The 14,362-nt window shown below is 74.3% G+C and carries 8 protein-coding genes; 4 read left to right on the top strand and 4 right to left on the bottom strand.

The window, feature by feature from the left end:
- Position 1: 1 nt before the first annotated feature.
- The 3 genes from ACFVNO_RS22575 to ACFVNO_RS22565 form a co-directional block, all read right to left on the bottom strand.
- Positions 2-1,144, bottom strand: a complete 1,143-nt coding sequence (locus ACFVNO_RS22575; protein ID WP_355268632.1) for an AAA family ATPase — start codon at positions 1,142-1,144, stop codon at positions 2-4.
- Between the two features lie 94 nt (positions 1,145-1,238).
- On the bottom strand, positions 1,239-6,185 hold the full coding sequence (locus tag ACFVNO_RS22570; protein WP_378895510.1) for a hypothetical protein: 4,947 nt from the start codon (positions 6,183-6,185) through the stop codon (positions 1,239-1,241).
- Positions 6,182-7,066: a DUF4132 domain-containing protein gene (locus tag ACFVNO_RS22565; RefSeq protein WP_355268636.1), complete on the bottom strand. Its 885-nt coding sequence runs from the start codon at positions 7,064-7,066 to the stop codon at positions 6,182-6,184. Before ACFVNO_RS22565 ends, ACFVNO_RS22570 begins: the two co-directional genes overlap by 4 nt.
- 130 nt (positions 7,067-7,196) lie before the next feature.
- On the opposite strand from ACFVNO_RS22565, the gene ACFVNO_RS22560 reads away from it, so the two are divergent.
- Complete coding sequence (locus ACFVNO_RS22560) at positions 7,197-7,766, top strand: DUF1203 domain-containing protein (RefSeq protein WP_378895508.1); 570 nt, start codon at positions 7,197-7,199, stop codon at positions 7,764-7,766.
- Positions 7,767-7,821: 55 nt separating this feature from the next.
- Here the strand turns inward: ACFVNO_RS22560 and ACFVNO_RS22555 are convergent, their stop codons facing one another.
- Complete coding sequence (locus ACFVNO_RS22555) at positions 7,822-8,784, bottom strand: heme o synthase (protein ID WP_355268640.1); 963 nt, start codon at positions 8,782-8,784, stop codon at positions 7,822-7,824.
- A 624-nt stretch (positions 8,785-9,408) separates the two neighbouring features.
- Here ACFVNO_RS22555 and tkt point away from each other — a divergent pair.
- The 3 genes from tkt to zwf all read left to right on the top strand — a co-directional run bounded on the left by tkt (position 9,409) and on the right by zwf (position 14,337).
- Complete coding sequence (tkt, locus tag ACFVNO_RS22550) at positions 9,409-11,502, top strand: transketolase (RefSeq protein WP_355268642.1); 2,094 nt, start codon at positions 9,409-9,411, stop codon at positions 11,500-11,502.
- Between the two features lie 68 nt (positions 11,503-11,570).
- The gene (tal, locus tag ACFVNO_RS22545; protein WP_355268644.1) at positions 11,571-12,677 is read left to right on the top strand and encodes a transaldolase; all 1,107 of its coding nucleotides are present in this window, start codon (positions 11,571-11,573) and stop codon (positions 12,675-12,677) included.
- 112 nt (positions 12,678-12,789) lie between these two features.
- Positions 12,790-14,337 (top strand): glucose-6-phosphate dehydrogenase, encoded by a 1,548-nt coding sequence (zwf, locus tag ACFVNO_RS22540; RefSeq protein WP_355268672.1) that lies wholly within the window; start codon positions 12,790-12,792, stop codon positions 14,335-14,337.
- Positions 14,338-14,362: the final 25 nt, after the last annotated feature.

Here is a 14,362-nt window from a genome sequence, read left to right as displayed (position 1 = left end):
CTCACTCCCCCAGCACGTGGCGCAGTTCGTACAGGCGGCGCCACATGCGGGCGCCGTTCTCCGCGCGGTGGCGGATGGTGGAGTCCCAGTAGGCGAGCAGCCGCCCCTGGTCCTCCGGGTCGTCCTTGCGGACGGCGCCCAGCAGGTAGCCGGGCAGCAGCGACAGCGGGTCGGTCACGCCCAGGTAGGCGCTCTGCAGCCCGAGGGAGGTGGTGACGCCGACCGCCTCCGCCGTGCTCATCACGGTGGTGGGCCGCTCCACGGGCCACCCCTCCGCCGAGGTGCCCGAGCGCAGGTCGCGGAACGCGGTGACCAGCGCCTCCAGCACGGCGTCGTCCACGGGCAGCGAGTGCCCGTGGCGGGCCAGGGCGGCCCCGGCCCGGTCGCGCACCAGCGCCACCTCGGCGGCGGGGTCCGCGATGGGGGGCACCACCTCGAAGTTGAACCGGCGTTTGAGGGCGGCGCTCATCTCCGACACCCCGCGGTCGCGCAGGTTGGCGGTGGCGATGACGTTGAACCCGGGCCGGGCGTGGAAGGTGCCCTCGTCGCCCAGTTCGGGGACCGCCATGCGCCGGTCGGACAGGATCGACACCAGGGCGTCCTGCACCTCGGGCAGGCAGCGGGTGACCTCCTCGACCCGGGCGACGCGGCCGGTGCGCATCGCGGTGAGCACCGGGGAGGGGGCCAGCGCCTCGGGGACGGGGCCCTTGGCGAGCAGCAGCGCGTAGTTCCAGCCGTAGCGCAGGTGCTCCTCGCTGGTGCCCGCGGTGCCCTGCACGGTGAGCGCGCCGGTGCCGCAGACCGCGGCGGCCAGCAGTTCCGACAGCATGGACTTGGCGGTGCCGGGTTCGCCGACCAGGAGCAGCCCGCGCTCTCCGGCCAGGGTGACGACGCAGCGTTCGACCAGGGAGCGGTCGCCGACGAACTTGGCGGGGATCTCCAGCGCGTCGGGCAGGCCCTCCACGGGTCCGGGCAGCCGCAGCCGCTCGCCGCCGCTGCCGGCGATGAAGGTCACCACGGAGCGGGGTGTGAGCGCCCACCCGGGCGGGCGCGGCCCGGTGTCGTGGGCGGCCAGGAAGGCCAGTTCGCCGGCGTGGCTGCGCTCGGCGGGTTCGATCTGCACATCGGTGGCGGGCTCGGGCACCACGGGCTCCTCAAAGGTCTGCGGTTCGGGGGTCGGAGGGGAGGGGCGGAGGGCGCCCCGGCCCGGGCGGGTCGCGCCGGGGCCGGGGCGCGGCTCACAGGGCGGGTGCGTCGCCCTCACGGGTGCGCCGCCACGCCTCGGCGAAGATCTCCGGGACCGGGCGCGGGGGCAGGTGGCGGCCGGGGACCGGCCCCGACACACCGTGCTCGCCCCGGGTGAGACCGTACAGCGGCGCCTTCCAGGTCTCGAAGGGCAGGTCGGCCCCCGACTTGATGTCGGTCCACGCTCCGGGCAGGAAGACCGTGCGGCCGGCGCGGGCGCGCTTGGCGGTCATGACCAGGCCGTGTTCGAGCAGCTCGGCCTGGGCCTTCTTGTGCCGGGCGGGGGTCCACCCGTTGCAGGCGCGGACCTTCTTGTCGGTGGGTTCCAGGACCGCGAGCAGCTGGAGGTACAGCCGGGCCGCGTCGTCGGACAGCCCGAGCGTCGCGGCCGCCTCGGTCAGCAGCTCCGGCGCACAGGCCGCCGGGTCGTACTCGCGTGCGCCCGCGGGCAGGGCGCCGGCGGCGATGCGCTCGGCGATCGCCGTGTACCCGGGGCTGCGCAGCAGGTCCACGATCCCGGTCTGGTTGTGGCCGTACACGGTGTACTCGCCGCTGTCGATCAGGGCCCGCAGGGTGCGGGCGTCCACCCCGTCGTCGAACCGGGCCGGGCGGAAGAACAGGTGCAGCGAGTAGTGCGCCTGGACGGCGAGCACGGTCCCGTTGTCGCGGGCCTGAGCCGAGGCCCCGGCCTTGCCGGGCACCGGGCGCTCCTCGCCGCCGATCCGTTCGAGGAGCCCGTCGTGGTCCTCCCCCCAGGTGGTGAACGCGCTCAGCAGCAGTTCGGGGGCGTCCAGGCGGGCGCGCACCGCCTCGAGCAGGGCGGGGACGGACTCCCGGACGGGGTCGCCCGCGGGCAGTTCGGCGTACGCCCAGGGGATCAGCAGGGCGAACTCCCGGAGCAGGTCGTGCAGCCTCGCCGCCTGCTCGGGCTCCTGGCGGAGCGCGACGTCGACGCGCCCGTACCTCTCCCCGACCTCCAGGTGGCTGCTCGCGTCCTCTGTCAGGGCGGGGTGCCCGGTGGGGTCCGCCAGCAGTCGCACCGTGGTGGTGCCGACGGGGCGCCAGGGGGCGTTGAGGGCGTCCAGCACGGTCCGCGGCAGGGGCGTGCGCGCGCCCCTGAGGCGGTTCCAGGCGTCCGCGAGCCGCTCGGCGGCGGCGCGCGCCCCCGCCGGGGACCACAGGGCGGCGGTCTCCTCGGGGGCGGGCAGGGCTTCGTGGTAGAGCGCGCACCACAGGTCGCGGTCGTCGCCCGCCGCGAGTTCCTCGGCGCCGATCGAGACCTGGGCCTCGGTCAGCCCCATGGCCTTGCGCTGGTCGGCGGGCAGCCCGAGCTCGTTGAAGCGCTGGTGCAGCAGCAGGGTCGCGGCCTCCCGCGGCAGCCCGGTGCGCTCGGCCAGCACCTCGACCGCCTCCTCGTCCCAGGTCAGCGGGCCGTGTTCGGCCAGGGCCGCCAGGAACGCCGTGATCGCCGCGGCGGTGCCCCAGCCGGGGGCGGTCCGGGTGCGGTCCACCTCGCGCAGGCCCTCCGGCAGGGGAAGGGGGTCCCCGGTCCGGACCTCGGCGAACCACTGGGCGTGCTTCTCCTCCATGCCGCGGGGCCGGCCGGAGAGGTCGGGGACCAGGGCGAGGCCGACCCGGCGGCCGCCGTCGGCGCCCACCGCGACGGGGTCGCGCTCGTCCGCGGAGACCGCGGTCCCCAGGTCGAGTTCGACGGCGGGGTCGGCGAACACGGTGCCCGCCCACCGGGCGAGGAAGTCCACCAGGGCGGCGCGCTCCTCCTCACCGGTCAGCGGTGAGGCCGCGGACCAGGCCAGCAGCCCGATCGCCCCGGGCAGCCCGGACCAGTCGATACCGGCGGGCGGCCGCGCGGCCAGCGCCTCGGGGCCGGTCTCCCCCCGCAGGAAGCGGGAGGTGGCCTCGATGTGGCCGCGCACGTCGCCGCCCACGTGCCGCAGATTCGGCAGGAACCGGCAGAGCCCGCCGACGAGCGCTTCGGGCTCGGGACCGGAGGGGACGACCTCCCGGACCTTCCGGATCGCCTCGAGGTACCCGTCCAGGTCGCGGCGGAGCTGGACGGCGGCGACGGTCAGGCCCACGACCCCGTCGGCCACGCCCGTGTCGGGGCTCCGGTCGCCGCCGGAGAGGACGGACAGGGCCGCCTCCCGGCTGCGGGGCATCTTCTGCTCCACGGTGAACACGGTCGTCGGCGCCGGGGAGGGGTTCGCCCCGACGACCCGCCGGCTGCGGACCGGGGCCGCGGCGGCGGCGCCGTGCTCGGCGGTGGCGGCGGCGACCAGGTCCTTGAGGTCGGCGCCGCGCACGGTGCGCAGGCGGGCCGAGGCCCCGGCGTCGCGCGGACCCATGAAGTACCAGTACTGCAGGGGCGGCAGGTGCGGCGTGCCCCACTTGGCGGTGCACTCGCAGGCCCCGCCGGTGTGGCAGTTCCACATCTGGCCGCCCGTGGAGTCCAGGAGGGCGATGCCGTTGTCGGAGGCCAGCATGCGGGTGTCGCCGCCGGGCGCGGTGAACAGGCCGATGGCCGCCGGGGGGCGGCCCCGGGCCTCCCCGGCGAACCGGACCGTGAGCTCGTCGCCGCCGGTGGAGACGACGCGGTAGGAGCCGTCGCCCCGCACCACCGCGAACCCGGCCGCTCCCGCGGCCTCTCCCAGCGGCCCGCCGGTGACGGGCCCGGGCAGCGGCGCCAGGCTGGACAGCCCCGTCTGCAGCCACTCGCCGGCCCCGAGCCGCAGGTCCTCCAGGAAGGACGGCAGGCTGACGCGCCCCTGGGCCCCGGTGGCGGGGTCGACCTCGACCAGCCCGTCCCGGAGATCCCGCTCGGCCCAGTAGGTCCGGCCGTCGGAGAGCACGTGCCGGTCCCGGGGGCCGTCGGGGTCCCCGGCGCGCAGCGCGCGCTCGCCGTTCATGCGGGCGCCGTCCGCGGTCAGCTGGGCGGCGCTGGGCAGGGTGTAGCGCCACCCGTTGCCGCGGGACACCGAGGTGTGGCTGTCGACCACCGACGAGTAGTCGAAGGAGAGCCGCTCACCGGGGGCGTCGGACCAGTAGCCGTACCGGTCGTGGTTCTGCGAGTACGCGACCAGGAACCGGTCCTGGACGTAGAACGCGATGGGTTCGTGCGCTCCCTTGGGCAGGTCCAGGGCGTGCTCGGCGACACGGCCCTGTGGTCCCACCGCGATGGTCCGCTCCTGCGAGGTGAGCGTGTAGTACGGCCAGCTGGCGGTCCCCGCCAGCCGGGCGCCCCCGCCCGCGTGGGCGCCCAGTTCGAGGGCGGCCTCCTCCAGTGCGGGCCAGGCGTACTCGTCGATGATCCCCGCGTTGAGGGTGTCGGCCAGCAGGTCGGCGACGTCGAGGGAGGCGAGCCGGTCCAGGTGTTCGGGGAAGGCCCGGAACACCCCGCCCCCGCACTCGTTGCGCAGGCTCTGGAGGCCCTCCTTCACCTGGAGGAGCCCGCCGCCCAGCGCTCCGGTGAGGATGTCCAGCCGCTTCCCGATGTAGGGGTGCAGGTACTCGTAGGGCAGGAGGTCCTCCAGCACCCGGCGGCCGCCGTGCCCCCGGGCGTACCCGCCGCTGTAGGCGGCGACGGCCCGGCCCACCAGCGGCTCCCAGGCGGGGTCCGCCCGCAGGAAGCGCAGGTCGCGGCGGGGGCCGCCGCGCGGGTGGTCGACCCAGGTCTCCAGGTCCAGGCCGCGCTGGTCGGTGTCCGCGGTGACCGGGACGCCCAGTTCCAGGCACAGGTCGAGCAGGTCGGCGGGGATGTTCCCCGTGTAGTACCCGACGGTGCGGGTGAGGTCGACGGGGACCCCGTCGGCGCGCAGCCGGTCGGCGATGCGCGCGGTCAGGTCCAGGAACCCGGCGGGCAGCGACCGGCGCCAGCCGCGGGTGTGGGAGATCATGCGGCTCAGCCATCCGGCGGCACCGCCGGGCACGGCCTGGGCCGGGTCGGCGAGCAGGTCCACGGAGCCGGCGTCGGACAGCAGCTCCAGCCACCAGGCGTGGAAGCCGGTGTCCTCGTAGCCGCTGGAGTCGACGAACATGCCCAGCAGGGCGCGGGCCACCTCGGCGTCATCCCGGCCCAGGGCCGCCAGGGTGGCGCGGGCGGACTTCCAGAACCCCTCCGGGGCGGAGGAGGTGGCGGGCACGGCCAGCAGCTCCCGCAGCAGCTCCCGCTCCTGCTCCACCTGGTCGATCCCGGCGGCCTTGGCCAGGGAGCGCATCTGCTTGAGCAGGCCGGTCCACGGCGGCAGCCCGCCCAGGGTGCGGCGCACGGCCAGCTCGCGGAACTCGGTGTAGGCGCGGTCGGCGGTGTACCGGCCGGACAGCTCGGCGGCGTGGGCGGTCAGGGCCTTGACGGTGAGGGCCCCGGCGAACGCGAACTCCAGGAACGACTCGCGCCGGGTGGCCTCGTCCACGGGCAGGCTGTACACCTGCTCGGCCTCACGGGCCCGGCCGAACATGACGGCGGCGGTGCGGGCGTTCCCCGCGGCCAGGAAGGCCCTCCCGGCCTGCTCCCAGTAGGCGGGCAGGTGCGGGATGGGCACCTCGGCGGCGATGCGCGCGAACTCGTCGGAGGCGGGCCCGGGCCGGGTCCCGGCCAGCCGGGCGGCCTTCTCCATCGGGCGGACCAGGGCCAGCGCCCGCGCCCGCCGGTCGGGGTCGTGGATGAGCGCCCACTCGGGGTAGCCCAGGCCGCGCGGGCGGGTCAGGGCCAGGGGCTCGGAGTGCCCGCCGCCGGCGAACCCGAGGAAGTCCATGGCGGAGTCCTCTGCGGGGGCCAGGGCGTCGGGCACCAGGCGCACGACCGCGCGGTCGCCCAGGGCGGTGTGGGTGTACACCCGGGCGGAGACGGTGTCGGTGTGTCCGTCGACGGCGGCGTCCAGGGGGGCCAGGGCGGCGTCGAGGAGGGCTTCACTGGGGGCGGTCACTTCTTCTCCTCCTCGGTGTTCTTGCGGCCGGCGTGGACGAGTTCGGCCATCCGCACGCCCTCGGACCAGGCGACGGGGCCGATCTCGGTGAGCTTCAGGACGCGCTCGTCGTCGTCCACCCACACCAGGGGGCCGGTCTCGGTCTCCCAGTCGGGGGCGTCGGAGCCGATCCAGTACCGGGCCTGCACCGGCCGCCCGCCCTCGACGACGCGGCAGGTGGCGTAGCCGCCGCGGACGGGGAAGCCGTGGCGCTGGGCCAGCCCGGCGGCGTGGCGGAGCTGCTCGAACCGCCCGCCCGCGTAGTCGTCCACCCGGGTCGCGTCGGCGTCGAGGGTGCCGGGGAGGCGGTGGATCTGGCGGGTGAGCTGGGGCAGCCGCTGGGTGATGCCCAGTTCCAGGGCGAACTCGCGCACGTCGTCCAGGTCCTCGATGAGGACGGGGTGCAGCGGGACGACCCGGTCGGCGTCCAGCCAGGTGCTCTCGGCGTCCAGGTCGAGCACGCCGATGCGCCCCCGGTCGTCGACGCCGCGCAGGAACCCGCCCTCGCCGCCGCCCTCGGGGGCGACGAACAGGTCGGAGAGCAGGCCCTGCCAGGAGGGGTCGGCCCATACCCGCGACAGCACGGCGGACGGGACGGGGAGGGAGCCCAGCAGCCAGGACTCGACGCGGGCCGCGCAGTCGCGCTCGTGGCGCTCCAGCCACAGCAGCACGTCGGACAGGCGCTGGGCCTGCTCGGACTCGCGCACCTTCTTGGGGACCGTCTTGAGCCGTTTGCCCTTGGCGTTGCGGCAGGCGAGGGCCGTGCCCTCGATGGCCAGGGAGTAACCGTCGGGACCCTCGGTCCAGATCGGCTCCGTGACGTGTGGGGAAGTCGTGGACATGCCTGAGGTTATAGCGGGCTCCTGTGACAGGAGTCCGGCCGTCAGGGGGACCCGCGCGGACGGCGGTTCGCCCGAATGAGATGTCCGATGACCGCCGGTGCCCCGGCCGCGGACGGGGGATGCTCCACCCATGACCACGATGAACGCGAATGTCCCGACCATCCCGGTGGCCGCGCCGCCGAAGGCCCGGACCACCCGGACGGCCCCGTCGTTCGAGATCCGGGCGATCGCGCCCGACGTCCTGGAGCGGCTGCGCGTCGGCGACGACGCCGGCCGCGTCCGGGAGATCTTCGCCGACCCCGAGGGCGGCGCCCCGTTGCGCTGCTGCCTGCGCCGCAGCCGGGCCGGGGAGCGCATCATGCTCGTCTCCTACGCGCCGCTGCGGGCCTGGGCCCTGGAGCGGGGCGTGGACCCGGGCGCCTACGACGAGGTCGGGCCGGTCTTCGTCCACGGGGACCCGTGCGGCGGGCCGGAGGGCGGCGGCTACCCGGTGGGCCTGCACGGGTCCCTCCGGGTGCTGCGCGCCTACGACGCCCGTGGGCGCATCCGCGGGGGCGTCACGGTGGAACTGCCCGTCGAGCGGGCCGGGGAGGTCGACGGGCTGCTGGCGGAGGTGTTCGCCGACCCCGGGGTGGCCCTGGTCCACGTGCGCGCGGTGGTGTTCGGCTGCTTCCTCGCCGAGGCGCGCCCGCTCCGCTGAGGCCCCCGCCGCCCGGGGAGCCCCGGAGGCCGCCGCGGAGGTGCTCACCGGCCGGTCAGGCCAGCAGCCCGGCGATCAGCGGATCCACCGTCACGGCCGCGAACAGCAGCGCCAGGTAGGCGTTGGAGAGGTGGAAGAAGCCCATCGTCTTGAGCTTGGCCCCGCTCACCCCGGCGCGGGAGCGCTGGAGCAGGCGGTGGGCCTGGAAGACCAGCAGCAGGCCGAGCACGGACGCCACGGCCCCGTAGAACCAGGTGGTCCCGGCCACCGGCCAGAAGACCAGCGAAACGATCACGGTGGCCCAGCTGTACAGGACGCACTCCAGCAGCACCCGGCGGTCGCCCGCGACCACCGGCAGCATCGGGACCTTGGCCTGCGCGTAGTCCTCCCGGTAGCGCATGGCCAGCGTCCAGGTGTGCGGCGGCGTCCAGAAGAACACCACCAGGAAGAGCACGAACGGCGCCCAGTCCAGGCTGTTGGTGACGGCCGACCAGCCGATCAGGACCGGCATGCACCCGGCGATGCCGCCCCACACCACGTTCTGCGCGGTGCGGCGCTTGAGCAGCAGGGTGTACACGAAGATGTAGAACAGGATCGCGAAGACCGACAGGGCCGCCGACAGCAGGTTCACCAGCAGGGCGAAGCCCACGGTGGAGCCGACCGCCAGGACCAGGCCGTACACGAGGGCGCCACGCGGGGTCACCACGGCCATCGCCCCGGGGCGCTGGCGGGTGCGACGCATCTCACGGTCGATGTCGCGGTCGATGTAGCAGTTCATCGCGTTGGCGCTGGCCGCCGACATGGTGCCGAACAGCAGCGTGTACACGGCGGTCCACAGCGGGGGGACGCCGCCGGCGGCGACGAACATCACCGGGATCGTCGTGATGAGCAGGAGCTCGATGACGCGGGGTTTGGAGAGCGCCACGTAGGCGCGCACGTACTCGCCGAAGGAGGCCTTGCGGGGGGCCTCCGGTGCGGCGTCGGACGTGGTGCGGGGCGCGGGGTCAGCGAGGGCCATGGGTCACCGCGTCCTCACGGCCGGACGGCTCGCTCGCGTTCCCACGGGGGGCACCGGCTCGGTTTCAGACACGCGGATACCTCGACAACTCTTAGGGTCTTCGACACTGCTCGCCACGCGGGGTCGGGCGGACCGACGAAAGCGTCAGGATCGGCGGAAACCCCGTCAACGACATACTGTAGTACTTGTTCGCAGAGCCCGATGACCAGCCCCCTCGGATGCGAAAGTCCCAGGTCCTTCGGCCCCTCACTGCGCTCCGCGGCGGCGCCGGGTGACAGCAGGGTCGCACACGCCCCCGCGCCCCGCCACTCGCCACGCGCCCCTCCCCCGCCGCCCCACCGGCCGCGATGTGCGGTGTCGGGCAACGACATCCCCGGTTACGGGCGATAGGCTCGAAGTCGGCCGAACCGGTCAGCGGCCCCGCACGCCCCGGCGCATCCCGCCGGGACCCCGGATCCGCCGGCCGGCGGCCGCGCACAATCGCACGTCACCCCCGCGCTCCCCCTGACGCCCCGCCCCGGCGGGGGCCGTCGGGGATGCCCGGCGACGGTGCCGGCGACCGATGCGACACCGACCGCACGCCCGCGCCCGAGGGACGTGCCCGAGAAGGAGAAACGAGAGTCCGTGAACGCCCACACCCCGCAGGCCCTGGAGTGGTCGGACCTCGACCGCCGCGCCGTCGACACGGTCCGCGCCCTGGCGATGGACGCCGTAGAGAAGTCGGGTAACGGACACCCCGGCACCGCGATGAGCCTGGCCCCGGCCGCCTACCTGCTGTTCCAGAAGGTCATGCGGCACGACCCGGCCGCCCCCGAGTGGGTGGGCCGCGACCGCTTCGTGCTCTCCGCCGGCCACTCCAGCCTGACCCTGTACATCCAGCTCTACCTGGCCGGCTACGGCCTGGGCCTGGACGACCTCCGGTCGCTGCGCCAGTGGGACAGCCTCACGCCGGGGCACCCCGAGTTCGGCCACACCCCCGGCGTGGAGACCACCACCGGCCCCCTCGGCCAGGGCGTCGGCAACGCCGTCGGCATGGCCATGGCGGCCCGCCGCGAGCGCGGCCTGTTCAACCCCGAGGCCGGTCCCGGCACCAGCCCCTTCGACCACCACGTCTACGCCATCTGCTCCGACGGCGACGTGCAGGAGGGCGTGAGCCACGAGGCCAGCGCCCTGGCCGGCACCCAGAAGCTGGGCAACCTCACCCTGATCTGGGACGACAACCGGATCTCCATCGAGGACGACACCCGCGTCGCCCACACCGAGGACGTGGCCGAGCGCTACCGCGCCTACGGCTGGCACGTCGAGGAGGTCGACTGGACCGCCACCGGGGAGTACGTCGAGGACGTGCCGGCCCTGTTCGAGGCGATCCGGCGGGGCAACGCCGAAACCGAGCGCCCGACCTTCATCCGCCTGCGGACCGTCATCGGCTGGCCCGCGCCCAACAAGCAGAACACCGGCGCGATCCACGGCGCGGCCATGGGCCCCGACGAGATCAGCGCCACCAAGGAGATCCTCGGCCTGACCGACGAGCCGTTCCACGTCGACGAGGCCGTCATCGAGCACACCCGCAAGGCCCTGGACCGGGGCCGCACCGCCCGCACCGAGTGGGAGGGCCACTTCCAGGCCTGGCGGCGCGGCGCGGGCGAGCGCGGCGAGCTCTTCGACCGGCTCCAGTCCGGCAAGCTGCCGGAGGGCTGGGAGGAGTCCCTGCCGACCTGGGAGCCCAGCGAGAAGGGCGTGGCCACCCGCAGCGCCAGCGGCGCGGTCCTGAGCGCGGTCGCCCCGGTGCTGCCCGAGCTGTGGGGCGGCTCCGCCGACCTGGCCGGGTCCAACAACACCACGCCCAAGGGCGAGCCCTCGTTCCTGCCCTTCGACCGGTCCAGCAGCATGTTCCCGGGCAACCCGTACGGCCGGGTGCTGCACTTCGGCGTCCGCGAGCACGGCATGGGCTCGATCCTCAACGGCATCGCCCTGCACGGCCCGACCCGCCCCTACGGCGGCACCTTCCTGGTCTTCAGCGACTACATGCGCCCGTCGGTGCGCCTGGCCGCGCTCATGAAGCTGCCGGTCACCTACGTGTGGACGCACGACTCCATCGGCCTGGGCGAGGACGGCCCCACCCACCAGCCGGTCGAGCACCTGTGGTCGCTGCGCGCCATCCCGGGCCTGGACGTGGTCCGCCCGGGCGACGCCAACGAGACCGCCGTGGTCTGGCGCCGCGTCCTGGAGACCTCCGACCGCCCGGCCGCCCTGGCGCTGACCCGCCAGAACGTGCCGGTCGTGGACCGCTCCGAGTACGCCCCGGCCGAGGGCGCCGCCAAGGGCGGCTACATCCTCGCCGAGGCCACCGGCGGCACCCCCGCGGCGATCATCATCGCCACCGGCAGCGAGGTGCAGCTGGCCCTGGCCGCCCGCACCGAGCTGGAGGCCGACGGCACCCCCACCCGCGTGGTGTCGATGCCGTGCGTGGAGTGGTTCGAGGAGCAGAGCCCGGAGTACCGCGAGGAGGTCCTGCCGTCCTCGGTGCGCACCCGCGTGTCCGTGGAGGCCGGGATCGCCCTGGGCTGGCGCGCCTACGTCGGCGACGCGGGCGAGTCGGTGTCCCTGGAACACTTCGGGGCCTCCGCGCCTTACCAGACTCTGTACGAGAAGTTCGGCATCACCGCCGAGGCCGTCGTCGCCGCTGTCCGTACCAGCGCCGCCAAGGCCGGACGCTGACGTCGCGGGCCCCGCCGGAACCGTCCGGCGGGGCCCGCACTCCCCGCGAGAGGAAAGGCGCACACACCATGAGCAAGCCGCTTGAGGCCCTGGCCGACGCGGGCGTTTCCGTGTGGCTGGACGACATCAGCCGCGAACGCCTGCGCACCGGGAACCTGGCCTCCCTGATGTCCACGCACAACGTGACCGGGGTCACCTCCAACCCGACCATCTTCGACAAGGCCCTCGCCGAGGGCGACGCCTACGACGAGCAGGTGGCCGAACTGGCCCGCCGCGGCGTGGCCGTGGACGAGGCCGTCCGCCTCCTGACCGCCTACGACATCCGCTGGGCCGCCGACACCCTGCGCCCCGTCTACGACGCCACCGACCGCGTCGACGGCCGGGTCTCCCTGGAGGTCGACCCGCGCCTGGCCCGCGACACCGAGCGCACGGTCGCCGAGGCCAAGGCCCTGTGGTGGCTGGTGGACCGGCCCAACCTGATGATCAAGATCCCGGCGACCGCCGAGGGCCTGCCCGCCATCACCCGCGTGCTGGGGCTGGGCATCAGCGTCAACGTCACGCTGATCTTCTCCCTGGCCCGCTACCGCCAGGTGATGGACGCCTTCCTGGAGGGCCTGGAGCTGGCCAGGGACAACGGCCACGACCTGACCCGTATCCAGTCGGTGGCCTCCTTCTTCGTCAGCCGGGTGGACAGCGAGGTCGACAAGCGCCTCAAGGCCATCGGCACCGACGAGGCGAAGGCGCTGCTGGGCAGGGCCGCGATCGCCAACGCCCGGCTGGCCTACCAGGCCTACGAGGAGGTCTTCTCCAGCGCCGAGTGGAAGGCCCTGGAGGCGCTGGGCGCCACCCCGCAGCGACCGCTGTGGGCGTCCACCGGCGTCAAGGACCCCGCCTACCCGGACACCGCCTACGTCACCGAGCTGGTGGCGCGCGGCACCGTCAACACGATGCCGCAGGCGACCCTGGACGCGACCGCCGACCACGCCGACGTCACCGGCAACACGGTGCTGGGCACCTACGACCGCGCCCGCGCCGACTTCGCCGCCCTGGAGGACGCCGGTGTGAACCTCACCGAGGTGTTCGGCCTCCTGGAGGAGGAGGGCGTGACCAAGTTCATCGACTCCTGGAAGAGCCTTCTGGAGGGGCTCTCCGCCAAGCTGGAGTCGGCCGCCTGACCCGTACGGCCACGGCATCCCGCCCGCGCCCCGAGCCGGGGCGCGGGCGGTACGCGTCACAACCCGCCGGCCACTCTCGACAGGAAGAGCGAGAACCGTGAAAGAACCGGTGATGCCGGGAGCGGTGCCCAACCCGCTCCGCAGCGTCCTCGACCGAAGACTGCCGCGCATCGCCGGGCCCAGCGTCCTGGTGCTGTTCGGCGTCACGGGCGACCTGGCCCGAAAGAAACTCCTTCCCGCCATCTACGACCTCGCCAACCGCGGGATGCTGCCGCCGGGCTTCGGCCTGGTCGGCTTCGCCCGCCGCGACTGGGAGCACCAGGACTTCGCCGTGCAGGCCTACGAGGCGGTGCGCGAGCACGCGCGCACCCCGTTCCGCGAGGACGTGTGGCGCCAGCTGAGCGAGGGCGTCCGGTTCGTCCAGGGCGAACTGGACGACGACGACGCCTTCGACCGGCTCGCCGACACCGTCCGCGAGCTGGACGCCGCCCGCGGCACCGGCGGCAACTACGCGTTCTACCTGTCCCTGCCGCCCAAGCTGTTCCCGACCGTGGTCAAGCAGCTCAAGCGGTCGGGGCTGGCCGAGCCCCCCGAGGCCGGCCCGGAGGGGGTGCGCCCCTGGCGCCGGGTGGTCATCGAGAAGCCGTTCGGCCACGACCTGCGCAGCGCCCAGGAGCTCAACGCGGTGGTGGACGACGTGTTCCCGCCGTCGTCGGTGTTCCGCATCGACCACTACCTGGGCAAGGAGACCGTCCAGAACATCCTGGCGCTGCGGTTCGCCAACACCCTGTTCGAGCCCCTGTGGAACCGCGGGTACGTCGACCACGTGCAGATCACCATGGCCGAGGACATCGGCGTGGGCGGCCGCGCGGGCTACTACGACGGCATCGGCGCGGCGCGCGACGTCATCCAGAACCACCTGCTCCAGCTGCTGGCGCTGGTGGCGATGGAGGAGCCCATCTCCTACGACGCCGACGCCATCCGCAACGAGAAGGAGAAGGTGCTGGCGGCGGTGTCGCTGCCCGAGGACCTGGAGACCGGGACCGCGCGCGGCCAGTACGCGACCGGCTGGCAGGGCGGCGCGGCGGTGCGCGGCTACCTGGAGGAGGACGGCATCCCCGCCGACTCCGTCACCGAGACCTACGCGGCGCTGAAGCTGGCCGTCAACACCCGCCGCTGGGCGGGGGTGCCGTTCTACCTGCGCACCGGCAAGCGGCTCGGGCGACGGGTCACGGAGGTGGCCCTGGTGTTCCAGGCCGCGCCCCAGCAGCTGTTCCCGCGCAGCGACATCAGCGAGCTGGGGCAGAACGCCCTGGTGCTGCGCATCCAGCCCGACGAGGGCGTGACGCTGCGCTTCGGGTCCAAGGTGCCCGGCGCCAGCATGGAGGTGCGCGACGTCAGCATGGACTTCGCGTACGGCCAGTCGTTCACCGAGGCCAGCCCGGAGGCGTACGAGCGCCTCATCCTGGACGTGCTCATCGGCGACCCGCCGCTGTTCCCGCGCCAGGAGGAGGTGGAGCTGTCCTGGCGGATCCTCGACCCCGTCGAGGAGTTCTGGGCCAAGGAGGGCCGCCCCGAGCAGTACGGGTCGGGCACCTGGGGCCCGGAGTCGGCCGAGCTCCTCCTCGCCCGCGACGGCCGCCAGTGGCGGCGTCCGTGACCGGCAACGACCACGTCGGGAGGAA

Source organism: Nocardiopsis sp. NPDC057823 (assembly GCF_042797335.1).
Taxonomy (GTDB): Bacteria; Actinomycetota; Actinomycetes; order Streptosporangiales; family Streptosporangiaceae; genus Nocardiopsis; species Nocardiopsis changdeensis.
Note: the sequence above shows the minus strand (reverse complement) of the source record. Positions and strands in the feature narration are given on the sequence as shown.

Bases quoted from the DNA above. Each gene is read 5' to 3' on its own strand.
- ACFVNO_RS22565 (WP_355268636.1), bottom strand. From the start codon at position 7,066: ATGTCCACGACTTCCCCACACGTCACGGAGCCGATCTGGACCGAGGGT.
- ACFVNO_RS22560 (WP_378895508.1), top strand. From the start codon at position 7,197: ATGACCACGATGAACGCGAATGTCCCGACCATCCCGGTGGCCGCGCCG.
- ACFVNO_RS22555 (WP_355268640.1), bottom strand. From the start codon at position 8,784: ATGGCCCTCGCTGACCCCGCGCCCCGCACCACGTCCGACGCCGCACCG.
- tal (WP_355268644.1), top strand. From the start codon at position 11,571: ATGAGCAAGCCGCTTGAGGCCCTGGCCGACGCGGGCGTTTCCGTGTGG.
- zwf (WP_355268672.1), top strand. From the start codon at position 12,790: ATGCCGGGAGCGGTGCCCAACCCGCTCCGCAGCGTCCTCGACCGAAGA.